This window comes from Streptomyces sp. NBC_01334, from assembly GCF_035983595.1.
Classification (GTDB): domain Bacteria; phylum Actinomycetota; class Actinomycetes; order Streptomycetales; family Streptomycetaceae; genus Streptomyces; species Streptomyces coriariae.
The window spans coordinates 3,394,506-3,418,472 of sequence record NZ_CP130718.1; the positions used below are offsets into that span (position 1 = coordinate 3,394,506).

18 protein-coding genes and 1 pseudogene are annotated in these 23,967 nt (G+C 71.6%); 12 read left to right on the top strand and 7 right to left on the bottom strand.

Going from position 1 to position 23,967, the window contains the following annotated elements:
* Nucleotides 1-23: 23 nt before the first annotated feature.
* From OG736_RS15280 to OG736_RS15290, 3 genes and pseudogenes are all read right to left on the bottom strand, one after another.
* Nucleotides 24-728 carry a DUF6215 domain-containing protein gene (locus OG736_RS15280; RefSeq protein WP_327182931.1) on the bottom strand — a complete coding sequence of 235 codons (705 nt, stop codon included), beginning with the start codon at nucleotides 726-728 and terminating at the stop codon, nucleotides 24-26.
* 86 nt (nucleotides 729-814) lie between these two features.
* Nucleotides 815-1,459, bottom strand: coding sequence for a hypothetical protein (locus OG736_RS15285; protein ID WP_327182932.1), 645 nt, complete (start codon nucleotides 1,457-1,459; stop codon nucleotides 815-817).
* A 55-nt stretch (nucleotides 1,460-1,514) separates the two neighbouring features.
* A pseudogene (locus OG736_RS15290) lies at nucleotides 1,515-1,871 on the bottom strand (ferritin-like domain-containing protein); the annotation flags it as partial.
* Between the two features lie 337 nt (nucleotides 1,872-2,208).
* On the opposite strand from OG736_RS15290, the gene OG736_RS15295 reads away from it, so the two are divergent.
* Complete coding sequence (locus tag OG736_RS15295) at nucleotides 2,209-2,562, top strand: hypothetical protein (protein WP_327182933.1); 354 nt, start codon at nucleotides 2,209-2,211, stop codon at nucleotides 2,560-2,562.
* Between the two features lie 173 nt (nucleotides 2,563-2,735).
* On the opposite strand, the gene OG736_RS15300 is transcribed toward OG736_RS15295, so the two are convergent.
* Nucleotides 2,736-4,382 carry a M4 family metallopeptidase gene (locus OG736_RS15300; protein WP_327182934.1) on the bottom strand — a complete coding sequence of 549 codons (1,647 nt, stop codon included), beginning with the start codon at nucleotides 4,380-4,382 and terminating at the stop codon, nucleotides 2,736-2,738.
* A gap of 177 nt (nucleotides 4,383-4,559) precedes the next feature.
* Between OG736_RS15300 and OG736_RS15305 the strand changes: the two genes are divergently transcribed.
* The 7 genes from OG736_RS15305 (at nucleotide 4,560) to nirD (ending at nucleotide 14,260) form a co-directional block, all read left to right on the top strand.
* Complete coding sequence (locus OG736_RS15305) at nucleotides 4,560-5,039, top strand: gamma-glutamylcyclotransferase family protein (RefSeq protein ID WP_327182935.1); 480 nt, start codon at nucleotides 4,560-4,562, stop codon at nucleotides 5,037-5,039.
* A 266-nt stretch (nucleotides 5,040-5,305) separates the two neighbouring features.
* The gene (locus OG736_RS15310; RefSeq protein ID WP_327182936.1) at nucleotides 5,306-5,905 is read left to right on the top strand and encodes a GVDTG sorting domain-containing protein; all 600 of its coding nucleotides are present in this window, start codon (nucleotides 5,306-5,308) and stop codon (nucleotides 5,903-5,905) included.
* Nucleotides 5,906-6,057: 152 nt separating this feature from the next.
* Nucleotides 6,058-6,684, top strand: a complete 627-nt coding sequence (locus tag OG736_RS15315) for a class F sortase (protein WP_327182937.1) — start codon at nucleotides 6,058-6,060, stop codon at nucleotides 6,682-6,684.
* 175 nt (nucleotides 6,685-6,859) lie between these two features.
* Nucleotides 6,860-9,874, top strand: a complete 3,015-nt coding sequence (locus tag OG736_RS15320; protein WP_327182938.1) for an eCIS core domain-containing protein — start codon at nucleotides 6,860-6,862, stop codon at nucleotides 9,872-9,874.
* A gap of 221 nt (nucleotides 9,875-10,095) precedes the next feature.
* Entirely contained in the window at nucleotides 10,096-11,310 is a 1,215-nt protein-coding gene (locus OG736_RS15325; protein ID WP_327182939.1) for an NAD(P)/FAD-dependent oxidoreductase, read from the top strand.
* Nucleotides 11,310-13,913, top strand: a complete 2,604-nt coding sequence (gene nirB / locus OG736_RS15330) for a nitrite reductase large subunit NirB (RefSeq protein ID WP_327182940.1) — start codon at nucleotides 11,310-11,312, stop codon at nucleotides 13,911-13,913. Before OG736_RS15325 ends, nirB begins: the two co-directional genes overlap by 1 nt.
* Entirely contained in the window at nucleotides 13,910-14,260 is a 351-nt protein-coding gene (gene nirD, locus OG736_RS15335) for a nitrite reductase small subunit NirD (protein WP_327182941.1), read from the top strand. The genes nirB and nirD overlap by 4 nt, the downstream gene beginning before the upstream one ends.
* Here the strand turns inward: nirD and OG736_RS15340 are convergent.
* Nucleotides 14,239-15,834, bottom strand: coding sequence for a sensor histidine kinase (locus OG736_RS15340; protein ID WP_327182942.1), 1,596 nt, complete (start codon nucleotides 15,832-15,834; stop codon nucleotides 14,239-14,241). The genes nirD and OG736_RS15340 overlap by 22 nt on opposite strands.
* The gene (locus OG736_RS15345; protein WP_327182943.1) at nucleotides 15,831-16,907 is read right to left on the bottom strand and encodes a response regulator transcription factor; all 1,077 of its coding nucleotides are present in this window, start codon (nucleotides 16,905-16,907) and stop codon (nucleotides 15,831-15,833) included. The genes OG736_RS15340 and OG736_RS15345 overlap by 4 nt, the downstream gene beginning before the upstream one ends.
* A 244-nt stretch (nucleotides 16,908-17,151) precedes the next feature.
* Between OG736_RS15345 and OG736_RS15350 the strand changes: the two genes are divergently transcribed.
* Complete coding sequence (locus OG736_RS15350) at nucleotides 17,152-17,757, top strand: carbonic anhydrase (RefSeq protein ID WP_327187613.1); 606 nt, start codon at nucleotides 17,152-17,154, stop codon at nucleotides 17,755-17,757.
* 389 nt (nucleotides 17,758-18,146) lie between these two features.
* Nucleotides 18,147-19,934, top strand: a complete 1,788-nt coding sequence (locus OG736_RS15355; RefSeq protein WP_327182944.1) for a SulP family inorganic anion transporter — start codon at nucleotides 18,147-18,149, stop codon at nucleotides 19,932-19,934.
* A gap of 335 nt (nucleotides 19,935-20,269) precedes the next feature.
* On the opposite strand, the gene OG736_RS15360 is transcribed toward OG736_RS15355, so the two are convergent.
* Nucleotides 20,270-21,211 carry an oxidoreductase gene (locus OG736_RS15360; RefSeq protein WP_327182945.1) on the bottom strand — a complete coding sequence of 314 codons (942 nt, stop codon included), beginning with the start codon at nucleotides 21,209-21,211 and terminating at the stop codon, nucleotides 20,270-20,272.
* A 241-nt stretch (nucleotides 21,212-21,452) separates the two neighbouring features.
* Here OG736_RS15360 and OG736_RS15365 point away from each other — a divergent pair, with 241 nt between their 5' ends.
* Nucleotides 21,453-22,610 carry an alkaline phosphatase PhoX gene (locus tag OG736_RS15365; protein WP_327182946.1) on the top strand — a complete coding sequence of 386 codons (1,158 nt, stop codon included), beginning with the start codon at nucleotides 21,453-21,455 and terminating at the stop codon, nucleotides 22,608-22,610.
* Between the two features lie 284 nt (nucleotides 22,611-22,894).
* Nucleotides 22,895-23,884 carry an SMP-30/gluconolactonase/LRE family protein gene (locus OG736_RS15370; protein ID WP_327182947.1) on the top strand — a complete coding sequence of 330 codons (990 nt, stop codon included), beginning with the start codon at nucleotides 22,895-22,897 and terminating at the stop codon, nucleotides 23,882-23,884.
* Nucleotides 23,885-23,967 lie beyond the last annotated feature (83 nt).

The following is a 23,967-nucleotide window of genomic DNA, read 5'->3' on the forward strand; positions in this document are numbered from 1 at the left end:
CGTCAGCCGACCGCCGACCGTCGTCAGCCGGCCGCCGCCCAGCCCGGGATCGCGGGCAGGACCTTCTGCGCGATGCTCAGCAGGGCAGCGTCGTCCGGTCGCACGTTGTCCTGGCGCCAGATGGCGAGTTCGTAGGAGCCGCCGCCGTCCTTGGTGTCCGGGGCGACGACCAGCGCGCGGGCGATGCCACCGGGGCCGGTGTCGGACTTGCCGCCGCCGAGGTCGAAGCTGAAGGCGATCGTCTGGCTCGAGTAGAGCACCGCGGGACGGCCCAGGACCGTCTTCGACTCCGCTTCGCTCAGCAGGCCTTCCATCCCCGCGATCGGGAGGTCGTCGTAGGACCGCGAGAGCTTCACGGTGTACGTGTCCAGTTGGACGGTCCCCTCGGGGCTGGGGATCTCGGTACCGCTCGCCATCTTGACCGAGCCGTCACTGCCGTAGGCCGTCAGCGCGTGCTCCTGCGGAGTGCCGAGAAGCGCCGGCAGGTCCGTGCGGTTCAGCGCGGTGCACAGCTGCGTGCCGGAGATGCGGTGCGCCGCGTGCGCCTTCTCGGCGGCTTTCTCGTCCTCGTCGTCGAAGCGGCAGACCGCCGGTTTGTCGGCGGCCACGGCGTCCTTCTTCTGGATCATGTACAGCCCGCCCCCGAGCGCCCCGACCACCACCAGCGCCGCGATGGCTTGAGCCCATGCGTTCGGGCCCTTCTCGGGCGCGGCAACCATCTCGGCCATGTCCCCCATTACCCCCGGTACCCCCTGCTCGCGCCGGATGCGCGCTGGGGGAGCGTAACGGGTGATCCAGCCACGGGGAAGCGAGTTCACCAGTGAGCAACATCGAGCACCCGCGCGCAGTGCGGATCCCCGTCGTCCGCCACCATCTGCTCCGTCTCCCCCCGAACCAGCGAGGGGAGCGCCGAGATCAGCGCCGTGAGCGCCCCGGTCGTCCTGACGTCGGCGGCGGTCACCCCCGGAAGGCCGTCGGCCCGGAAGTACAGCCGCACCCGGTCCTGGTCCAGGAAGAGAAAGCCGTGCAGGAGGGGGTCCGTCGAGTGGTCCTCGTCGAAGCACGTGGCCCGGACCAGGGTCCGCACCAACCGCAGCCCCCGATCGACGGCCGTCTCGTCGGCCCGCGGCACGACCGCCGGGTCCACGGGGACGAGCGGCATCCCCATCACCGTGCCGCCCCCGGCCGGCCGACCGCCCTCCCCGCACAGGGTGCGCAGCATCCCGATGACGTCATACGCGGTGACACAGTCCTCACCGACGAGGAGCGGAATCTCGTAGAGCGTCAACTCACCTGCACTCACCGCACTCAAGGGCCCGACGGCCACCCGCACGGCATCGACGCCACCGGGGGCGGGCAGCACCCCGCGCACGTACGACGTCCCGACGAGCGGGGCGTGAAGATGCTGAAGCACGAGGGGGATCAAGTCCGCCTGATCACGCACGGTCTCTTCGTCCACGGAGGCATTGTCGACGCCTGGGCGCGAGGTGCGGGGCTCCCACGACGGCCGTCCTGAGCGTTTCCATGCGTAGGCCCATGAGACGCCGCAGCCGTACGAAGACCGCGTCGCTCCAGTGTCCGGTCAGCGTCGTCATTCCCCCCGTGGCCGACAGCCGGGCAAGCAGGCGCGCGTGGTTCTGCTCCTCGGCGATGAAGAGCCGGACCGCCTGCGCGTAGTCGGCGTCACCGGCCCGGTCCGCTTTGCCGACGAGGTTCGCGCCGTCACCGTCCTCGCCGACCTCGAAACGCTGGATGCCGGCCCACACCGCCGGATGCAGTGTCGCGCTCTCCCCCCGGTCCGGATCACCCTGGGCGCGCCTGCGCTCACGCTCGTCCTCGAACCGCCTTGTCCACTTGGCGAAGTCGCCCATACGCCCCCGGCCCCCCTTGTCCGGGACACGGCCACCGCGCCGTCTTCTCGCGGCAATTGAGGCGTCAAATACATGTATCCGGCCTACAAATAGACACAATGAGCGCCACTCGCTACGGTCGAATTACAGGCGCCGCAAGTGTGGGAGCAGTCCGAGTCCGCGCACAGGGAAGTCGGCGCCGCAGGCTGGAATCCACCGGCCAAATGGTGCCCAGTTCATCTCGGTATTGATTCCGCCCCTGGACCGCACCCGCGCCCGCCCCCTCACCCGGGAGGCGTCATGGCCAGGTCAAAGCACCAGCGTGTGCGCGTACCGTCTCAAGAAAATGAGGATAGTTATGCACACGAAACGAATCATCGCGATCGTGGCTAGCCCGCTCGTCGCCGGAGCATTGGCGTTCTCGCCGGCGCTGATGACTCAGGCGGTAGCGGACACCGCCCAAGCGCCGGCGGTGTCCGCCTCATCGTCCCTCAAAGTCAAGTCCCCGCAGGAACAGGGTAAGACAGACGGGAAGAAGGCCGGGAAGAAGGACGGCAAGAACTGCGAGCACGGCAAGTCCTACAATCCCAAGGCGAAGCAGGCTCAGTTCACGAAGAAGGATTACACGAAGTACAAGGGCGCCTACAGTACGGCGTACGAGAAGGCCTTCGACGAATACTTCGACGAAGAAGCCTGCGAGGACGACGAGTAGGGATGTTCCCGCTCCCCTGTGGGTCGGCTGCCCCGACGGCCCCGGCCTGCCCGTTCCCTGCGGACCGCCGCTCGTCACGGTGACCGACGGCTGAGAGTGGTGGCCACGCCATGGCCGCCCGGGTCCCGAGGTTCTCCGGACCGGGGCGGCCACGTCGCGCACGAGGGGCGAGGTCAGTTCACGTTGACCGCGGTCCAGGCTGCTGCCACCGCGTTGTACTCCGTGGTGCCGGTGCCGTAGAGGTCGCGGGCCGCGTTCAGGGTGGCCGTTCTGGCTGCCGCGTAGTTCGTCGAGGACGTCATGTAGACGGTCAGGGCGCGGTACCAGATCGCGCCGAGCTTGTCGCGGCCGATGCCGGTGAGCGTCGAGCCGTTGTACGTCGGGGAGTTGTAGGTGACGCCGTTGACGGTCTTCGTGCCGCTGCCCTCCGCGAGGAGGTAGGCGAAGTGGTTGGCGACGCCTGACGAGTAGTGGACGTCGAGGTTGCCGACCGAACTGCTCCAGTAGTCGGCGGAGTTGCCGTCCTTGCTCGGCTTGTCCATGTAGCGCAGGGCGTCCCGGCCGAAGCCGGAGCGGACGATCTTCTCGCCGATGAGGTAGTCACCGGTGTCGGAGGAGTTCCCGGCGTAGAACTCGACCAGGCTGCCGAAGATGTCGGAGGTCGCCTCGTTCAGGCCGCCCGACTCGCCCGAGTAGGTCAGCTTGGCCGTCTTCGAGGTCACGCCGTGGGACATCTCGTGGCCGGCCACGTCCAGGGCGACCAGCGGGCCCAGCTGGGTGCCGTCACCGTCGCCGTAGGTCATGCAGAAGCAACTGTCGTCCCAGAAGGCGTTGTTGTAGCTGTTGCCGTAGTGGACGCGGTTGTAGGAGCCCTTGCCGTCGTTGCCGATGCCGTTGCGGCCGTGCACGTTCTTGTAGTAGTCCCAGGTCACGTCGGTGCCGTACTGGGCGTCGACGGCGGCTGTGGAGCGGTCCGCCGTGGCGCCGGTGCCCCAGTGGTTGTCGGTGTCCGTGAAGAGGGTCGCGGGGGCGCGGCTGATGCAGATGCCGAAGATGCACAGGTCGGTCTTGTTGGCCGCGTCGCCGGTGTACGTGTTGCCGCGGGTCGGGTCCTTGAGCTGGTACGTCGATCCCGAGAGGGTCGTCTCCAGCGGGACCGTGCCGCCGTACAGGGACTTGCCGTCGCCCGTGGCGGTCTCGATGGTGTCCCAGGCGTCGATCTGGGCGCCGGTGCGCGCGTCGGTCAGCACCGCGCGGGCGACCGGGTTGCCGAGCGTGTCCAGAGCGACGACGTCGGTCCGCCAGGCCAGCTTCGGAGCGCCGTGCAGCGCGTCGACGACCAGCTGAGGCTTGGCCTTCACCTGCTTCAGCGTCTCGCCGAGGTTGGCCGCGCGCAGGGCGTTCACGGCGACGTCGGCGGCCTTCGGGGCGGACACCTTCGGGGTGATGCTCGACAGGGAGATCGTCGCCCTCGTCGCCCGGTTCGCGCTGCGGTACGCGCCGTCGGGTGCCAGATGGACGACGAAGTCACCACCCAGTACGGGGAGTTGGCGGTACGTGCGGTCGTAGCGGACGTGCTGTGTGCCGTCCTTGTCGACGACCACGTCACGGACGGAGGTGCCCTGTACGGAGGTGAGGCCGAGGGTCGCCGCGTAGTCGGCGAGTACCGCCGCCGCGTTGTCGAGCGCCGTCGCCCGGGTCGGCCTGTCCGCCGCGTCGGCGACCGGGGAGAGTACGGCGGCCAGGAGCGTGGCCGTGGTGGCGGCGATACCGGCGGTGGCGAGACGGGAACCTCGGACGTGCTGCCGTATCCGACTCATCAGTGTCTTCGGTCTCCTCGAGAAGGCGCCGTGGGGGCGCGTGTGGGGGTGGCCTGTGGGTGGCCTGTGGAGGTGGCGCTGATGTCGTCCTGGCATTTAAGAGGCCATGACATGTCATGTCCATAGCGCATGCGCGATGGACCGGTGAGGGGGCGGTGAGGGGAGAGAATCGTTTCCGTGAGCGCCCCGGAACTCCCCTTCTTCGTCTACGGCACCCTCCGCCCCGGCGAGGTCAACCACGACCTCCTCCTGCGCGGTCGCACCCTCCGCGAGGAACCGGCCCGGCTGGCCGGGGCGGTGCTCTACCAGGGACCCGGCTATCCCTACGCGGTGGAGGAGCCGGGCGGGACGGTGGCCGGCGAACTCGTCACGCCCCTCCCCCGGGCATACGCGCGACTGCTCGCCGAACTCGACCGGCTGGAGGAGTACGTGCCGGGCGACCCGCGCAACCTGTACGAACGGGTCGAGCGCGAGGTGGCACTGCCATCGGTGACGGTGGCAACGGACGGGGATGAGGAGGGGGAGGAGGGAGCGGTCCTTGGGAGCGGGGCTCCTGTCGTGCGCGCCTGGGTGTACGTCGCCGCGCCCGCCGTCGCCGACCGTCTGCGGGCCCGGGGCAAGCTGATCGAGAGCGGGGACTGGCTCACCCGGCGGTGACCCCGCCGGCCCTGCGGCAGCCGTCGACCCGGACCGGCGCGGCCACCCACCAGCGGCGGTCACCCGTTCACCCGCCCCGTGAACGCTTTTCCGTGCCGGGCCCTTCGCACGCCGGTGACCTGGTGAAATCTCGCCCGGGCCACCCGACCGCGCGCACATCTGACACCCATTCATCCCATTCCTGACGCTCCCTCAGGAAGCGCGCTCGCCGCGCTGCGACTTACCTCGGAAGGGCAGGGAGACTCGAAGAGCTCGAAGGAGCACCGATGCGACGCACCGCCCGTCGTGCCGCACGTCGTGCCGCGCATGTGCTGACCGGTACCGCGCTCACCGTCATCGCCACGGCCGGGTTCGCCGCACCCGCTCACGGCGCCGGCGCGGGCGCCGATGCCAGTGCCAGTGCCCGTGCCGGTTCCAGTTCCGGTACCCGTGCGGGAAGTCTGGAGGTGTACCCCTCCACCGTGGTGCCGGGCGGGCAGGTCTCGGTGAGCACGGCGGCGTGCGGGAACGGCGCAGCGGCGACGGGCGACGCCGGGGCGGTGGGCGCCGGTCGCTTCCCGCTGGCGCCCAGCGCGCACGAGGGCGAGGCGATCGGACGGTTCCGGGTGCCGCCGAGCGCGCAGCCGGGAACGTACGAGATCGTCGCGGAGTGCGCCGCGGGCGGGCGGCGCGTCACCGGGGACCTGGTGGTCGTGCTGGCCTCCGACCGGCAGCCGGTGCATCCGCGAGGAAGTGTGAAGACGGGGGTCGGCGGCGCACTGGGCCCCGACCCCGTACAGACCGCGGCCGGTGTGGCGGCCCTCGCCGTCGCCGCCGCGGGCGGTACCTGGCTCCTGCATCGCCGGGCGAGAGGCGACGGGATCTGACGGACACCCTCCGCTGTCCGTCCGCCGGTACCGCATGTCCCCTCCCCCTCCGGGTCCGACGCCCCTCGCGGCCCGGAGGGGGAACGGGGTTCCCCTGACCAGGAAATCCACGGAAAGCGTCCGCGCGAAGAGTCACGCAGAAGGGTCCTGGGATGCGCAGGGTCGGCAACACCGCCATAGCGGCCGTCACCGTGATCGCTCTCGGCGGCGGCGCGTGGCTGCTGCGCAGCGGCGCCGAGACACACGCTCCGCCGCAGCCGTCCGCGGCCCAGGCCCACTCGGCCGGTCCGGACGTACGGGGCCGGTCCGCCCCGGCGCTGCCGCCCTCCCCGCCCGACCGCGTCCGCATCCCCGCGATCCATGTGGACGCCCCGCTGACGGGCCTCGCGCTCACCCCGTCGGGCAGCCTCGACGTCCCGCCCGCCGAGAAGAAGAACCTGGCCGGCTGGTACGAGGCCGGCACCACTCCCGGCGAGACGGGCACCGCGATCGTCGCCGGCCATGTCGACAACGCCGACGGCCCCGCCGTCTTCTACGACCTGGGCGCCCTGCGCAAGGGCAGTGCCATCGAGGTGGACCGGCGGGACGGAAGCGTCGCGGTGTTCACCGTGGACGCCGTCGAGGTCTACCGGGCACGCGACTACCCCGACGAGAAGGTGTACGGGGCGGCGAGCCGGCCGGAGCTGCGGGTGATCACCTGCGGCGGGGGCTATACGAAGTCGACCGGCTATCAGGGGAACGTCGTCGTCTTCGCGCATCTCACGTCCTCGCACGCCTGAACGCTCAACCCACGTCCTGGCGCGCCTGACCGGGACACCTCCGACTTCCTCGGCTCCCGCCGCTCCCGCCCCCGCTGTCTCCGTCTCCCGCCCATCCGCCCCACCGATTGCTTCGGCCTTGTCGCGGATTGGTTAACTCCCCACCGTCCGGGGCGAGATGGCCGATGATCGGTACATGCGTTCACAGGACCAGCAGGACACCACCGCTCGTCCCGCCCGGGCCACGCCCGCTGCCGCGCGCTCGACGGACGCCGTCGGTCCGGCCATGGCCTCCGGACCGACCGTGTCCTCCGGACCCGCAGGACCGGTCGGGCTGTTCGGCCCTGTCGGACTCGCCGGGCCGGTCGGATCGGTCGGGTCCGGTGGCGCGCCGTCCGCCGGGCAGCTGCTGGCGTTGCAGCGCACGGCAGGCAACGCCGCCGTCGTCCAGGCGCTGGAACAGCAGCGGCAGGCCCAGCGTCACACGCACGGACCCTCCTGCGGCCATCACGACTCCGCGGACTCCACTCCCGTACAGCGCCACGCGCACGGGCCCTCCTGCGGCCACCACGGCTCCGCGGCTTCCGCGCCCGTGCAGCGATCGTCCGTGCCGGACGTGCTGCGTGCCGCCGGGCAGCCGCTGGACGGGGCGGTCCGCACGGAGATGGAGGCGCGGCTGGGCGCGGACTTCTCCGACGTGCGGCTGCACACCGGGCCGACCGCCCAGCGCTCGGCTGCCGAGGTGGGGGCCCGCGCCTACACCTCCGGCAGCCATGTCGTCATCGGCGCCGGCGGTGCGGACCGGCACACCCTGGCCCATGAGCTGACGCACGTCATCCAGCAGCGCCAGGGGCCGGTCGCGGGTACCGACAACGGCTCCGGACTCAGCGTCTCGGACCCCTCCGACCGCTTCGAACGCGCGGCGGAGGAGAACGCCCGCCGTGTGCTGGCCGGTCCCTCGCCCACGCAGGCGGCTTCCGTGCAGCGGACGGCGGGCGCTCCCACCGAGGAGACGCCCGTGCAGCGGACGACGGCCGCTCCCGCCCGCGCCGGCGGGGAGATCGTCGTACAGCGCTTCGGCGACGGCGAGGCGCCCTTCGACCACGCCCAGTACTACGCGAAGACCGGCTGGCAGGCCGCGGCCGAGGAGTTCGAGAAGCGGCTGGGCGCGTACTCCTTCGGGCATCCGAGGGCGCTCGCCGCGGCCCGTAAGACCGTGTCCCGGCTCAAGCAGCTGCTCATCGCCTACGCCCGCACGGAGCACAAGGACGTGGCTCTCGCCAACAAGTCGTTCTTCAAGGACGACAAGACGAGCGCCGGACAGGTGGGCGAGGGTTTGACCACCGCCCAGATCAACGAGTTCTTCGCCCGCGACGGCAACGTCCGCGAGCTGATCACGGCCGTCTACAACGCCGCCTACTACAACAAGGGGGCGGAGCTCTCCCTCAAGGACATCCTCAACGGGATCATCGGGCCCAAGCCGCAGCTCGCGTCCACCCTCGGTATGGACCAGGAGGAGCTGAAGAAGCACTCGGCGTTCCTCAACGGCTGGTCCCGCCCGCCTCTGTGGGCCGCGGCGAACCTCGCGGGCAAGGGCTACAACTACGAGAAGGACCCGTACGCGCTGGGCAACCTCCTGTGGCAGTCGGACCCGGAGACCTTCGCCGGCGACACCCGCGAAATGATCAACAGCCAGGGGCCCCGGAAGGAACGGAGCGAGGCCGACAAGGAGGCCAACCGCAAGACCCCCCGCGACTATGAGGAGCGGGGTGCCCCGCTCAGCTCGCGCGAGCTGGCCTTCGTCGGCAAGCCCGGCCCGGACGACAAGCTGCCCTGGAACGAGGGCACGGCCTACTGGGAGATCCAGCAGAACGAGTCCTGGCCGAAGGAGAACGCCGCCCGCGGCGTCCCGGTCGTCGCGGGCATGTCGGGCACGACGACCCGGATGCTCAAGACCTTCCAGTGGATCAAGGTGTCCGGGGTGGACGTCTTCGACTACCGGATGGCCGTGATGGGCTGGATGCTGCCGTCCTGGGACCACTCGCTCTACGAGATCCTGCGCGGCTCCTGGGCGGCCGGGGTGAAGGGGCCCGGCGAGTCCGCGGCGCGGGCCGGCAAGGGCGCGGCGCTGATGTACCAGAACATCGCGCCCTTCACGGAGGAGGAGCTGCGGCAGAACGTCTGCGTCGGCGGTCATTTCCCGCACGAGGCGATGTACTTCGCCGAGGCCAACAAGCCACGGGACACCGATCCCCAGGCGAGCGGCTTCATGGAGCCCGGCCAGAACGCGGCCGGCACGGTGCCGGCCAAGTACAACGCCTTCGTGAGCGGCGACACCGCACCCACCCCGCGCATCGCCAAGTGGAAGGCGGACAACGGGGGCGCCTCCACCGAGGCCGTCGCCGAGAAGTTCAAGCCCGCCCACGCGACCGCGCTGATGGCGTACACCGGCGGGGCCCACCAGATGATCAACTCGGTGGTGCGCAGCCGACTGCTGCCCGAGGGCTACGCGCCGTACGGCACCGGCGGCGTGGCCTCGGCCGGCGCCGAGGCCGTCTCGCTCCAGCAGATCAAGAGTCAGCTCCGTTGGGCCGCCCAGAACGACGGTCCCAGCCAGGAGTGGGTGCCCACGCTCGACGAGGACCCGGTGATCCAGCCGCAGCTCGCGAACGCCCGGGGCACGGACCCGGTGGCCAAGAAGGCGGCGATGGCCGTCATCGACGCGCGGATCGACGTACTCGCCCCCGTCCTCTTCGAGGAACTCAAGGCACACGCCGACATGACGATGGAGGCGCTCAACCGGCTGCCTCCCGTCACCGGCAAGGTCTACCGCGGCGACTGGAATCTCGGCGGGGACGATTCGATCTACCGGCTCGGCAAGCAGGCCGCGCTGAACTACCGGCCCGGCTCCGTCTTCACGACCTCCTTCGACAGCACCAGCCGGGAGAAGTCCGTGGGGCTGGGCTTCATGCGCGGCCAGCGGGTGTCCGGCACGAAGACGCACCGGATCCTCCTGGAGCTGACGCTCACCGGGAAGTACGGCCGTGACATCGACCCGTTCCACCAGTACCAGGGCACCGAGGCGGAGGTCCTGCTCATGCCGGGCGCGAGTTTCAAGGTGGACAGGAGCGAGTGGCTGCAGGACCCGGGCCACGATCCGGCGAACGGCGGCAGCGACTGGTACGAGCACGTCTACGCGACAGAGGCCTGACGGCCCGACCGCCCGACCGCTGCGGCTCCCAGGCCCTACGGGGCCGGGACAACCCGTGCCGGAACGGAGGTGCGCGTGGCCGTGGCCAGGCGGAGGTGGCCGGGCGGGGGTGTCCGGGGCGCAACCCTCACACCCCCGCCCCGGCCCCGCTGAGGGCAGCGTTCCTCGCGGGAAACAACGGTGATGCGGTCGGGTAACGTCGACAACGCACGCTCCTGGACATGACCTCGAATTCGCGTGTGGTGGTGATCGGCGCCGGCCTCGCGGGCGTACGACTCGCCCGCCGGCTCGGCGAGCTGGGCACGCCCGCGCTGCTGATCGGCGAGGAGGAGCACCGGCCCTACAACCGGGTCCTGCTCGCCGAGGTGCTGGCCGGTCGGTACGCCCCCGAGGTGATCGCGCTGCCCGCGCCCGCCGGACTGGTACGGGGCCGGGTCACCGGCATCGACCGCGACCGGCGGACCGTGACCTGCGCGGACGGTTCGGAGATCGCATACGACACCCTGGTCCTGGCCACCGGCTCCAACCCGGTGCTGCCGCCCCTGCGCGGTCTGTTCACCCCCGACCACGTCCTGCCGGAGGGCGTCCACGCCTTCCGCACCATGGACGACTGCCTCGGCCTGTCGAAGGCGGTACGGCCGGGCGTGCGGGCGGTCGTCATCGGCGGCGGACTCCTCGGGGTCTCCGCGGCCCGTGCGCTCGCGGTACGCGGCGCCCAGGTCGTCCTCGCCCAGCAGGCCGAGCGGCTCATGGAACGCCAGCTCGACCCGAACGCGTCCAAGCTGGTGCTCCGGCACCTGAGGGACCTCGGCGTCGAGGTCCACACCGAGTGCCGGGTCCGCGACGTGCGCTGCGTCGGCGGCGCCGTCCGCTCGGTGGAGATGGCCGACGGGTACGCCCTCGACGCCGACCTGGTGGTGCTGGCCTGCGGGGTCTCCCCGCGCGCCGGACTCGCCAAGGCGGCGGGGCTCGCCGTCCACAAGGGAATCCTGGTCGACGACGAACTCCGCACGTCCGACCCGTACATCCGGGCGATCGGCGACTGCGCACAGCACGACGGGAACGTGTACGGGCTGGCGGCGCCCGCGCTGGAACAGGCGGACGTCCTCGCCGAGTCGCTCGCCGGAGACACGGGCTCCCGGTACGCCGGCACCCGCGCCCTCACCCGGCTCACCCTCGCCGGGCACAGCGCCTTCGACCTCGCCGCGTTCGGCGAGACGGAGCCGCGCCCCGGCGACGACGTCGTACAGCTCGCCGACGCCACCCGGGGCACCTACCGCAAGGTCGTCGTCCGCGACGACCGCTTGGTCGGCGGGGTCCTCGTCGGCGAACTCGGCACCGTCGGCGCGCTGGCGCGCGCCTGGGAGGGAGCAGAGCCGCTCCCCTCCGACGGCGGCCCCCTGCTCCACCTGCTCACCAACGATGGAGGCTCCTGATGACCGCCACCCCCGGGGGCACCCCCACGATCGTGCTCGTCGGCCACGGCATGGTCGGCCAGCGCTTCCTCGAGGCGCTCGCCGAGCGCGGCCTGACCGCCACGCACCGCGTGGTCGTGCTCTGCGAGGAGCCGCGTCCCGCGTACGACCGCGTGCAGCTCACCTCGTACTTCTCGGGCAAGACGCCCGAGGACCTCTCGATGACCGACATGCAGTTCATCGCCGACCACGGCATCGAGCTGTACGTCGGTGACCCCGCGGAGACGATCGACCGCGAGGCCCGCAAGGTGACGGCCCGCTCGGGACTGACGGTCGACTACGACATCCTCGTCCTGGCCACCGGCTCCTACCCGTTCGTGCCGCCCGTCCCGAACAAGGACGCCGAGGGCTGCTTCGTCTACCGCACGATCGAGGACCTCCTCGCGATCGAGGAGTACGCCAGGACGAGGACCACGGGTGCGGTCGTCGGCGGCGGTCTGCTCGGACTCGAGGCGGCCGGCGCTCTGAAGGGCCTCGGGCTCACCTCCCACATCGTGGAGTTCGCGCCCCGCCTGATGCCGGTCCAGGTCGACGAGGGCGGTGGCGCCGCGCTGCTGCGCACCATCGAGGACATGGGGCTGTCCGTCCACACGGGCGTGGGCACCCAGGAGATCGTCGTCGACGAGTCCGGCGCCGTCACCGGCATGAAGCTCTCCGACGGCTCCGAGCTCGCCACCGACCTGGTGGTGTTCAGCGCCGGTGTCCGCCCCCGCGACCAACTGGCCCGCGAGTCCGGCCTGACGGTCGGCGAGCGTGGCGGCATCGCCGTCGACGAGCAGTGCCGCACGGTGAACGACCCGCACGTGTTCGCGATCGGCGAGTGCGCGCTGGCCGCCGACGGCCGGGTGTACGGCCTGGTGGCCCCCGGCTACGAGCAGGCCATCACGGTCGCCGCGACCATCGCCGCCGACGAGTCCGAGCAGCTGACCTTCACCGGCGCCGACCTCTCCACCAAGCTGAAGCTGCTCGGTGTGGACGTGGCGTCCTTCGGTGACGCCCACGGCACCGCCGAGGACTGCCTCGACGTCGTCTACTCCGACTCGCGCTCGGGCCTGTACAAGAAGCTGGTCATCGGCCGCGACGGCACGCTGCTCGGCGGCATCCTGGTCGGCGACGCGGAGGCGTACGGCACCCTGCGCGCCTTCACCGGGTCCGTGCCGCCCGTCGCCCCCGAGTCGCTGGTCCTGCCGGCCGGTGCCGGCGAGTCCGTCCAGCTCGGCCCGTCCGCGCTGCCGGACGAGGCGATCGTCTGCTCCTGCCACAACGTGTCGAAGGGCACGATCCGCGGCGCGGTGACGGAGCACTCCTGCACCACCGTGCCCGAGGTGAAGAAGTGCACCAAGGCCGGTACCGGCTGCGGCAGCTGCGTCAAGGTGCTCGGCCAGCTGGTCACCGCCGAGCTGGAGGCGAGCGGCGTCGAGGTCGACAAGGGCCTGTGCGGCTGCTTCTCGCAGACCCGCGAGGAGCTGTACGAGATCGTCCTCGCCCTGCGCATCAACACCTACCAGGACCTCCTCGACCGCTACGGCCGGGACAACGCCCGGGGCGGCGACGGCTGCGAGGTCTGCAAGCCGGCCGTCGGCTCGATCATCGCCTCCCTCGCCCCGACGATCGGCGCGAGCGGCTATGTCCTGGACGGCGAGCAGGCGGCCCTCCAGGACAGCAACGACCACTTCCTCGCCAACCTCCAGAAGAACGGCTCCTACTCGGTCGTCCCGCGCATCCCCGGCGGTGAGATCACCCCCGAGGGCCTGATCGTGATCGGTGAGATCGCCCGCGACTTCGGCCTCTACACGAAGATCACCGGCGGCCAGCGGATCGACATGTTCGGCGCCCGGGTGGAGCAGCTCCCGCTGATCTGGACCCGGCTGGTGGACGCCGGCTTCGAGTCCGGTCACGCCTACGGCAAGTCGCTGCGCACGGTGAAGTCCTGCGTCGGCCAGACCTGGTGCCGCTACGGCGTCCAGGACTCCGTCCGCATGGCGATAGACCTGGAGCTGCGCTACCGGGGGCTGCGCTCCCCGCACAAGCTCAAGTCGGCGGTGTCCGGCTGCGCCCGCGAGTGCGCCGAGGCGCAGTCGAAGGACTTCGGCATCATCGCCACCTCCAACGGCTGGAACCTCTACGTCGGCGGCAACGGCGGCGCCACCCCGCGCCACGCCGACCTGCTCGCGCAGGACCTCACCGACACCGAACTGGTCCGCCTCATCGACCGGTTCCTGATGTTCTACATCCGCACCGCCGACCGCCTGGAGCGCACCTCGACCTGGCTGGACCGGATCCCCGGCGGCCTGGACCACGTACGGGACGTGGTGGTGGAGGACTCGCTCGGCATCTGCGAGGAGCTGGAGTCCCTGATGACCGACCACGTCGCGCACTACGCCGACGAGTGGGCCACCACCATCAACGACCCGGAGAAGCTCGCCCGGTTCGTGTCCTTCGTCAACGCGCCCGACACCCCCGACCCGGTCGTCGGCTTCGTGCCCGAGCGCGACCAGATCAAGCCCGACCTGCCGTTGCTGTCCATCGGCCACCGTCCCCTGGAAGGGAGCGCCCAGCGATGACCCTGGCACTCGAGACGACCGCCCTCAAGGTCCAACTGCGGCTGGAGGACCAGTGGTTCACGGTCTGTGACCTCAGTCAGCTGATCCCCGGCCGCGGTGTGGCCGCCCTGCTGCCCGACGGCCGTCAGGTCGCCCTGTTCCTGGACCGGGCCGGTGAGCTGTACGCCGTCGACAACCGCGATCCGTTCGGCGGCGCGGCCGTCCTCTCCCGCGGTCTGACCGGTACCTTCGACGGCCGAACGTTCGTCGCCTCCCCGCTGCTCAAGCAGCGTTTCGACCTGCTGAGCGGGGAGTGCCTGGACGACGACACGGTGCGCATCGCCACCTACCAGGTGCGCACCGCCTGACGCTCGCCTGTCGTCTGTCGCCGGCCCGGCGTCGTGGACTGCAGACGTCTGGCCGGACGCTGGGCGGGGATGCCGGTGCTCGCGCCGCCGCCCGCGCTCTCGGTGCCGCCGGTGTTCCCGGTGCCGCCGTGCCGGGCCGGTACCGCCGGGAGCCGGACCACCGCGTCCAGGCCGCCGCGCGGCGCGGGCCGCAGGACCACCTCGCCACCGCTCGCGTGGGCGAGGCGCTGCACCAGGGCGAGGCCCAGACCGGTGCCGCCCTTGGGGGCGTCCGGGGCGCGCCAGAAGCGGTCGAAGGCACGCCGGCGCTGCTCCTCGGTCATACCGGGGCCCTCGTCCATGACGTGCAGCTCGACCCAGCCCGGACCGGCCGGGCGGTGCGGATGCCGATGCGGGTGGCGGTGCGGGAAGCGGCGCTCGTGGGGCGTGTGGTGGCGCGGGTCGACGGAGACCGTGGAGCCCGGGGGCGCCACCCGCAGGGCGTTGGAGAGCAGGTTGTCGAGGATCTGCTCCACGGCCCCGGGCAGCGCCAGCACCTCGCCCGCGTAGTCCCCCGCCAGCGCCAGCCACACGCCGTGCTGCTCGAACAGCGGCGTCCAGGCGCGGTGCCGCTCCGCGCACACCCGGCCCAGGTCGACCGGCTCCCGTTCCACGGCACTCTCGTCGAGCCGGGCCATCGCGAGCAGCCCCTCGACCATCCGGGCCAGCCGGTCGGTCTCGGTCAGCGCGGCGGTGAGTGAGCCCCGCGCGTTCAGGGCGATGTCGTTCTCCAGGTTCTCCAGCCGCAGCCGCAGCGCCGCGAGGGGCGTCTTCAGCTGGTGCGAGGCCTCACCGGCGAAGGCCCGCTGGGAGGCCAGCAGGTGTTCCAGGCGGGCGGCGGTCCGGTTGAAGGTGGCGGCGAGACTGCGGACCTCCGGCGGCCCCTTGGTGATCGCCACCGGGACGGCGGTGCCGCCCATCGCCAGCTCATGCGTGGCGTGCTCCAGTTCGCGGATCGGACGGCCGGTCCAGCGGGCGATGACGAACCCGAGCGCGGCCACCGCGGTGAGCGCCGCCAGCCCGCCCAGGGCCAGCAACAGCCAGACGTGGTGCACCCGTTCGGACACCATCCGGGTCGGCACCGTGATCCGGACGGCGCCCTGTTCCTCGACGCCGTGGCGCACCGGGGTGGCCACCGCGAGGTACTGCACACCGCCGATGGTGGAGGTGCGCACGTCGGCCGTCGCGGTACCGCGCAGGGCGGCGGCGATGCCCGGCCAGGAGGCGAGTCCGCCCTCCTCCCGCTCGGTGAGTGGGTGCGAGGAGGCCAGCAGGGTGCCGCTCCCGTCGACGATCAGCACCTTGCCGCCGATGCGTTCGGCGCAGTGCGCGGCCCGCTCGGGCAGGTCCTGCGCCGCCCGGCCCGCCGAGATGGACAGCGAGGCGAACGCCGAGACCGACTCCGCCTCGTCCGTCGCCGCGTTGATCACCCGCTCCCGCTCACCGCGCGAGTACACGAAGCCCAGCGGGATCTCCAGGCAGAGCAGGACCAGGGCGGCGAGGGTGAGATAGCTGAGCAGCAGCCGACGGGTCATCGGTAGGCCGCCGAGTGCTGGTCGTAGGCGTGCGGTTCGTAAGCGTGCGGTTCGTAGGCCGACGGCTCGTAGGCGCCCTGGGGATGGGTGGGCTGAGGGTGAGCGGGCCGGGCGAAGGCCGGTGAGGCAGCAGCCGGTGGGGCGGGAGCCGGTGGTTCGTACGGCTGTCGCGCGCTCGGGGAGGAAGTGTGCACCGCCAGCCGGAAACCCACTCCGCGCAGCGTCTGGATCCAGGCCGGGTTGCCCAACTTCCTTCGCAGGGTGGCCACATGGACGTCCAGCGTCTTGGTCGGCCCCTGGTAGTGCGGGTCCCAGACCCGGTCGAGTATCTGCTGGCGTGAGTACACGGCCCCCGGATCCTCGGTGAGCAGCGCGAGCAGCTCGAACTCCTTGGGCGTCAGGGCCACCACCTCCTCACCCACCCACACCTGCCGGGTCCGCCGGTCGACGACCAGGGGACCGGCGGCGGCTGTGACGGGGGCCGGGGCGGCGGCTGCGGCGGCGGCGGTGGCAGTGGCCGTCGCCGCGCCCTCGAACGCCTCGAACGCCTCGTAGGATCCGGTCGTCCCGAACGCTCCGGTCGGCCCGTACGCTCCAGCCGCGTCGAACGCTCCGCTCGTCTCGGACGTCGGGGAGGCGAGAGGGGCTGCGGCCGCCGGCGCGAAGGACTCACCGCCGACCGGCTCCTGTCCCGTGAGATCCCGTTCGGCCAGGCCCCGGTGCGTCCGCCGGGTCACCGCGCGCACCCGCGCCACGAGCTCACGCATGCTGAACGGCTTCGCCAGGTAGTCGTCGGCGCCCAGCTCCAGGCCCAGCACCCGGTCGGCCTCCTCCCCCCGGGCGCTGAGGATGATGATGGGGACGTCGGAGTTCTGCCGGATGCCCCGGCAGACGTCGATGCCGTCGATGTCGGGCAACCCCAGGTCGAGCAGCACGACATCGCCGTACGGCCCCCTCAACCCCTCGCCGCCGGTGCCGACGTGACGCACCGCCAGCCCGAAGTTCCCGAGGCCCTCGACGAGCGGTTCGGCGATCGTCCGGTCGTCCTCGATGAGCAGGACTCGTACACCCATGCGTTCCCGTCTCTCCTGTGCACCGAATTCACGTGTTCCGTGGATCCGTCACGCTACAAGAACGGTCAGGAAAACGCCTCAGATCTCCCGGACAATGTGAGCAGCAGCTCAACTCCGGACGAAAACTGTCCCATTCTTGTCGGCGCTTTAGTGTTCCTCTAACCTTCGCCTGGCATTGGCTCCTCTACGGTGATGAGGAACTGGTCGGACCCCCATGCCGACCAGCTCTGACCTGGGAGGATCCGTGAAGGCACTGCTGGACCGCGCCCGCTCGTTCAAACGGCGGGTCGACTTCGAAAGCGGCGAATACCGGCGACTGGCCGAGGGCCAATATCCCGAGGCATTGTTCATCACCTGCTCGGACTCACGGGTGATACCCGCACTGATCACGGGCGCGCGGCCCGGTGAGATATTCGAGCTGCGAAACGCGGGAAATATCGTTCCGCCGCACGGCAGGCAGGGTGCCTCCGGCGAGGCGGCCACCATCGAGTACGCACTGGAGGTGCTCGGCGTTCAGGACATCGTCGTGTGCGGCCACTCCCACTGCGGCGCGATGGGCGCCCTCAAGTCCGGCGACGACCTGTCCGCCCTTCCCGGCGTGGACGCCTGGCTCCAGCTGGCCCGCCCCAGGCTCGCGCCCGTCCTGGACGGCGACGTCGAGGACCCGTCGATGCCGGACGTCGCCCAGCTGAACGTCGTCAACCAGCTGGCGGTGCTGCGCAGTTACCCGGCGACGCGGCAGCGTCTCGACGCCGGGCAACTGCGCCTGCACGGCTGGTACTACGAGGTGCACACCGGTCAGGTGCACGAGCTGGACGAGGACGGCCTGTTCCGGGTGCACGCGGCATGAGCGGCGCACACGCCAGGCACGCACGGGGCCGGGGCACGGGCACGGGCACCGCCACGGGCGCGGAGTGGGACCCGGGCGCCGACTGGGCCACGGGCACGGGCTGGGACACGGGCGCGGACCGGGGAGCGGGCGCGGACCGGAGCTCCGGGGACAGTGACGGAAGGGGCCGCACGTTCGGGGAGGCGGCCGGGCTGACCGGTCCGCCGCCCCGGCCGGCGCCACCGCCCCGGCCCATGTCCCCTCCGACTCCCCCGCGTCCACCCGCGCCGGCACCGACACCGACGATCGGGCGGGACACCACCGCGAAGGCCGCCTCGAGGAACACGGCGAAGGCCGCCTCGCAGGAAACGGCGCCGGGCACAGCGACAGGCACGGCGAAGGGTACGGCGATGGCCGCCCTGAAAGCGGCTGCGCCGAAGGGTGACCTGGCCACCGAGATCACCGCGTCCCTCGTCGTCTTCCTGGTCGCGCTCCCGCTGTGCATCGGCGTGGCCGTCGCCTCGGGCGTCTCCCCCGAGCTGGGCATCATCTCGGGCGTCATCGGCGGCCTGGTGGTGGGCGCGGCACGCGGCAGCACGCTTCAGGTGAGCGGCCCGGCCGCCGGTCTCGCCGCGCTGGTCGCGGAGACCGTGCTGGAGTACGGCGTGGCCATGCTCGGTGTGATCGTGCTCTTCTCGGGCCTCCTGCAGATCGTCCTCGGCCTGGTGAAACTGGGCCGGTTCTTCCAGGCGATCTCCCTGGCGGTCGTCCAGGGCATGCTCGCGGGCATCGGCCTGCCGCTGATGTTCAGCCAGGCATACCCGGTGGCGGACGCGAAGGCCCCCGGTACCCCGCTGGAGAACATGGCCGGCATCCCGGGCCTGCTCGCGGACACGGTCGCCGACCCGCAGGCGATGATCGCCGCCGGGCTCGGCATCGTCACGGTCGTCCTGAGCTTCCTGTGGAAGAAGGCACCGGGACCGGTCAAGAAGGTTCCGGCGGCGCTGGTCGCGGTGGGCATCGGCATCACGGTCGCCGCGCTGCCGGGCGTCGACGTCAAGACGCTCCAGGTGGGCAATCTGCTGGCCTCCGTCGACGTGCCGGGGGCGAAGCAGTTCGCGGGTCTGGCGGACGCGGGGATCATCACCGCGATCCTGACCTTCACCGTGATCGCCTCGGCGGAGTCGCTGTTCACGGCAGCGGCGGTGGACCGTATGCACGACGGTCCGCGCACCCGCTACAACCCCGAGCTGATCGCCCAGGGCGCCGGCAACACGCTCGCGGGACTCCTCGGCGCCCTGCCCATCACTGCGGTGGTGGCCCGTAGTTCGGCGAACGTCCAGGCGGGCGCCAAGACCCGGCTCTCCCGCACCCTGCACGGCCTGTGGCTGCTGGCGTTCGCGCTGCTGCTCCCCCAGGTGCTGGCCCTGATCCCGATCTCGGTCCTGGCGGGCGTACTCGTGCACAGCGGCTGGAAGCTCTTCGCTCCCGACGAGTTCCCGAAGATGTGGCGGCAGGACCGGGGCGAGTTCGCCGTCATGACGATCACCACCCTGGTCATCGTGGCGACGGCGCTTCTGGAGGGCGTCCTGATCGGCCTCGCGGCGGGCATCGTGCTGGCCGCGGTGCGCATGTCCCAGACGGTCATCCGGCAGCACACCGAGGACGACACCGCGAAGGTGGTGATGGCCGGCAACGCGACCTTCCTTCGCCTGCCCCAGGTCATCGAGGCCCTGGAGTCCGCCGCCGAGGCCGGCAAACCCCGCATCCGGCTCGACCTCACCGGCGTGACCCACCTCGACCACGCCTGCCGCAGCCAGGTGGAGGAGTTCACCGCCCAGCAACGCGGCAAGGGCCTGCGGGTGGAACTGCTGATGCCGGGCCCGGCGCAACGACCGCCCGCGGAGGAGAAAGCCGCACCGGTGGCCGACGGCTCCCAGCCCTCCGACCTCCGGCACTCCGACCCGCTGCCCCGCCGCCGTACGGCCCCCGCGCCGGCCACCGTCTCCGCCGCCTCCGGGGCCGCTCCCGGCCCCACCGCCGAGTGGTTCTACCTGGACACCACACCGATGCCTGAGGACTTCGCGCAGCGGTACGCGGAGGAGTACGCCCCGGGGTATGCGGAGGGTTACCCGCGGGGGTACTCGGAGGGGTACGAGGACGAGTACACCTCCGGGTTCGCGCGGGGGCAGGCGTAACCGCGGGCACGGTCACGGGTACCGGCGGGTCCCACGGCCCGGACGGCCCGCCCCGCCCGCATGGCTCATCGGTCCTCGGCTCAGCGCTGCCTCGGCTCATCGGCCCCTCACGGCCGCGCCGGTCACACACGGCAGGCCGCCCGTACCACCCTCGTGCTTCCCGCACCCCCGGACCCACCGAAGCGACCGCAACCCGAACGCGCGGACCGGTGTCCCTCAGGGCATCGGCCGCGCTCGGCAGACGCGACCGACGGAGATCGGGGGACGACCGTGAACCTTTCGCAGGCGTCTCCACGGGCTGCAACCGGTCCCTGAGGTGAGCGTCGGGCCGGGGCTCAGCCCTCGAGGGCCTCGTAGGACACCCCGGTCAGCTGCTCGGAGGCGACCCACAGCTGCTCCCCCGCCCGGTCGTCGAGGGTCCAGGGCGCTCGCCGCGACGGCGCGGGCGCCCCGCGCCACATCGCCAGGGACGGCCCGGTGAACGAGTCCGGGCGGACGCCGGGCGCCGTCGCCGCGTACAGGGCGGGCAGCGCGCCGGCCTCGGCGGACTGGGCGAAGACCCGGTTGCCGAGCGCCATCAGCCGCTCGGCGACCCGGCGCCCCTCCGCCCGCGGCCCCGCCGTCTGGAGGTTGGTCGCCGCGTACCCGGGATGCGCGGCCGCCGCGACGACCTCGGTCCCGGCCGCCGTGAGTCTGCGCGCCAGCTCGTGCGTGAAGAGCAGGTTGGCGGTCTTCGTACGGCCGTAGGCGGTCCAACGCCGGTATTTGCGCTCGGAGTTGAGATCGTCCGGGTCGATGTTGCCGAGCAGGTGGCCCATGCTGGAGACGGTCACGATCCGCGTCGCCCCGGCCGGCCGGTCCTGCGCGGCGAGCAGCGCGGGCAGCAGCAGCCCCGTGAGGGCGAAGTGCCCGAGATGATTCACCCCGAACTGCGTCTCGAAACCGTCGGCGGTGGTGCCGTACGGCATCGCCATCACGCCCGCGTTGTTGACGAGCAGGTCGAGCCGGTCGCAGGGCAGGACGTCCGCGAACTCCCGTACGGAGGCGAGGTCCCCGAGATCGAGCCGCCGCAACTCCGCCTCCGCGCCCGGCACTTCCTCGCGCAGCCGCCGGACGGCCTCCCGCCCCCGCGTCTCGCTCCGGCAGGCGAGCAGCACCCGCGCCCCCTTGCGGGCGAGCTCGCGCACGGTGACGTACCCGAGCCCGCTGTTGGCCCCGGTGACGACGGCGGTGCGACCGCCCTGGTCAGGGATGTCGTGCGCGCTCCAGCCGGACATGGCCGTACTCCCTCCGCGGTGTGCACGGCCCGCAGTTCGAACGGCCCGCAGTGGACACGGGCAGCAGCGTGCACGGGCAGCCTACGGCGCTCCCGGTCACCCATCCCGCATCTCCCCGTTACGACATGTCCACGACATAGCTACCCTGCGCTTCTAGCGTTCGGCAGCGCACGACCCTGAACGACCCCGTCGCCGGGACCGGCGTACGGGCCGGTTCACCACACCACCCCTGGGAGTGAGCGTGGAACGTCGTACCTTCCTGCGTGCGGCCGCGATCGGCGGCTCCTCCGCCGTACTCGGCGGAACCCTCTGGCGCGGCGCCGCCCACGCCGCCCCGGCCCAGCCCGGCACGGGCCCGTACGGGGCGCTCGGCGCGGCCGACGCCAACGGCATCCGGCTCCCGAGCGGATTCACCAGCCGAGTGATCGCCCGCTCCGGCCAGACCGTGTCCGGGACCTCGTACGCCTGGCACAACGCCCCCGACGGCGGCGCCTGTTACGCGGACGGCACGGGCTGGATCTACGTCTCGAACTCGGAGATCAACCCGTCGGGCGGCGCGAGCGCGGTGAGGTTCTCGGCGACCGGGGCGATCACGGCTGCGTACCGCGTCCTCTCCGCCACCCGCCAGAACTGCGCGGGCGGCAAGACCCCGTGGAACACCTGGCTGTCCTGCGAGGAGGTCGATCGCGGGTACGTCTACGAGACCGACCCCTGGGGCACCAAGGCGGCGGTCCGCCGGGACGCGATGGGCCGTTTCAAGCACGAGGCGGCCGCCGCCGACCCGGTCCGCAAGGTGCTCTACCTGACCGAGGACGTGACCGACGGCTGCTTCTACCGTTTCCGGCCGACGAGCTGGGGCGATCTTTCCTCCGGGACGCTGGAGGTCCTGGTGGCCGGCACGGCCACGAGCGGCCCCGTGACCTGGTCCCCGGTGCCCGACCCGACCGGCGCCACCGCCACCCGCAACCAGGTCTCCGGCGCCAAGCGCTTCAACGGCGGCGAGGGCTGCTACTACGCCGACGACACCTGCTGGTTCACGACGAAGGGCGACAACCGGGTCTGGCAGTACAACGCGGCCGCCCAGACGATCGAACTCGCCTACGACGACTCGCTGGTGACGTCCGGCACGGCTCCCCTCACCGGGGTGGACAACGTCACGGGCTCCGCCTCCGGCGACCTCTTCGTGGCGGAGGACGGCGGCACCATGGACATCTGCCTCATCACCCCCGACGACGTGGTCGCACCCTTCCTGCACATCGACGGCCAGTCGGGTTCCGAGATCACGGGCCCGGCCTTCTCCCCGGACGGCACCCGTCTGTACTTCTCCAGCCAGCGCGGTACGAGCGGCAGCTCGTCGGGCGGGATCACCTACGAGGTGAGGGGGCCGTTCCGGACATAGGGACGCCTGGGCAGGCACTTCGACCGCGGGCCGGGATTGACAGGAACTCGACAGCAGAACGGAGGAACGCCGCCGGGCGGCGGCTCGTTACTCGCCAACGAAGTCGAAGCGGAGTGAGACCCACCCACCCGGTGGCCACAGCCCCACCCGTCGTGGCCACAGTTCGCCGTGTCACGCCGCACGCGGAGTCACACGGTTCACAGAGTCACACCGTTCACAGAGTCACACCGTTCGCAGAGTTACGCCGTTCGCCGCCCGCACCCCACTCACGGAGGCACGTGACCATGACCCCCGCTCCCACGCCCGCCCCCACCCCGTCCCGCCGCACCGTCCTCGGCGGCGCGGCCCTGGCCGCCCTCACCCTGACGGCCACGGCGGCCCCCACCGCGACCGCGGCCCCGTCCCCTTCCGGTGCCGCCAAGTCCCGTACCGGAGAAGCTGGTTGGCCGACCGAGTACTCACTCCCCGACGGCTGGCTCCCCGAGGGCATCGCCATCGGCGGCAAGCCGTACGCCTACCAGGGCTCCCGCGCCAACGGCGGCATCCTCCGCACCGACCTGCGCACCGGCGAGGGCACGGTCCTGTACGCGGGCGGCACCGGCCAGGTGTCGGTCGGCCTGAAACTCGACCACGACGGCCTGCTGTACGTGGCGGGCAGCACGGGAGTGGCACGCGTGATCGACTCCCGCACCGGTGAGCTGGTGACGACCCACCGACTCAGCGCGGCGGCAGGCCACTTCATCAACGACGTGGCCCTGCTCGGCGACCGGGCGTGGTTCACCGACTCACGGGACGCCGTGCTCTACGGCGTCCCGCGCGGCCGGGCCGACGGCGAGATCCGCGCCCTTCCGCTCACCGGCGACTGGGTCCAGCTCCCCGACGTGAACAACGCCAACGGGATCGTCGGCACACCGGACGGCCGGGGCCTGATCGTCGTCAAGAGCACACCGGGCGAGCTGTACCACGTGAACCTCAGGACCGGTCACGCCACGAGGATCACGCTGGTCGGCGCGTCGGACGTGGTGAACGGCGACGGCCTCTACCGCATCGGCCGCACGCTGTACGTGGTCCAGAACCGCCTCAACCTGATCAGCGTCTGGTCCCTGGACCGCACGGCGACCACCGCCACGCTCACCCGCACGATCACCGACCCCCGCTTCGACGTCCCCACCACGGCCGCCCGCTACGGTGACCGCCTCTACCTGGTCAACGCGCGCTTCACCAGCCCGCAGCTCCCGGAGACGACGTTCACGGCGGTGGCGGTGTCGATCTGACGAACCGTCCGGCGCCGGGGGCGGCACTTCGACGAGCGCGGGGTGCCGCCCCTCCCCCGGACCACCCGAGGGGATGCGCACAG

Excerpts from the sequence above, each read along its gene's own strand:
- OG736_RS15280 (WP_327182931.1), bottom strand. The coding sequence starts at position 728 with ATGGCCGAGATGGTTGCCGCGCCCGAGAAGGGCCCGAACGCATGGGCT.
- OG736_RS15295 (WP_327182933.1), top strand. The coding sequence starts at position 2,209 with ATGCACACGAAACGAATCATCGCGATCGTGGCTAGCCCGCTCGTCGCC.
- OG736_RS15300 (WP_327182934.1), bottom strand. The coding sequence starts at position 4,382 with ATGAGTCGGATACGGCAGCACGTCCGAGGTTCCCGTCTCGCCACCGCC.
- OG736_RS15310 (WP_327182936.1), top strand. The coding sequence starts at position 5,306 with ATGCGACGCACCGCCCGTCGTGCCGCACGTCGTGCCGCGCATGTGCTG.
- OG736_RS15315 (WP_327182937.1), top strand. The coding sequence starts at position 6,058 with ATGCGCAGGGTCGGCAACACCGCCATAGCGGCCGTCACCGTGATCGCT.
- OG736_RS15320 (WP_327182938.1), top strand. The coding sequence starts at position 6,860 with ATGCGTTCACAGGACCAGCAGGACACCACCGCTCGTCCCGCCCGGGCC.
- OG736_RS15325 (WP_327182939.1), top strand. The coding sequence starts at position 10,096 with ATGACCTCGAATTCGCGTGTGGTGGTGATCGGCGCCGGCCTCGCGGGC.
- nirB (WP_327182940.1), top strand. The coding sequence starts at position 11,310 with ATGACCGCCACCCCCGGGGGCACCCCCACGATCGTGCTCGTCGGCCAC.
- nirD (WP_327182941.1), top strand. The coding sequence starts at position 13,910 with ATGACCCTGGCACTCGAGACGACCGCCCTCAAGGTCCAACTGCGGCTG.
- OG736_RS15340 (WP_327182942.1), bottom strand. The coding sequence starts at position 15,834 with ATGACCCGTCGGCTGCTGCTCAGCTATCTCACCCTCGCCGCCCTGGTC.
- OG736_RS15345 (WP_327182943.1), bottom strand. The coding sequence starts at position 16,907 with ATGGGTGTACGAGTCCTGCTCATCGAGGACGACCGGACGATCGCCGAA.
- OG736_RS15355 (WP_327182944.1), top strand. The coding sequence starts at position 18,147 with ATGGCCGCCCTGAAAGCGGCTGCGCCGAAGGGTGACCTGGCCACCGAG.
- OG736_RS15360 (WP_327182945.1), bottom strand. The coding sequence starts at position 21,211 with ATGTCCGGCTGGAGCGCGCACGACATCCCTGACCAGGGCGGTCGCACC.
- OG736_RS15370 (WP_327182947.1), top strand. The coding sequence starts at position 22,895 with ATGACCCCCGCTCCCACGCCCGCCCCCACCCCGTCCCGCCGCACCGTC.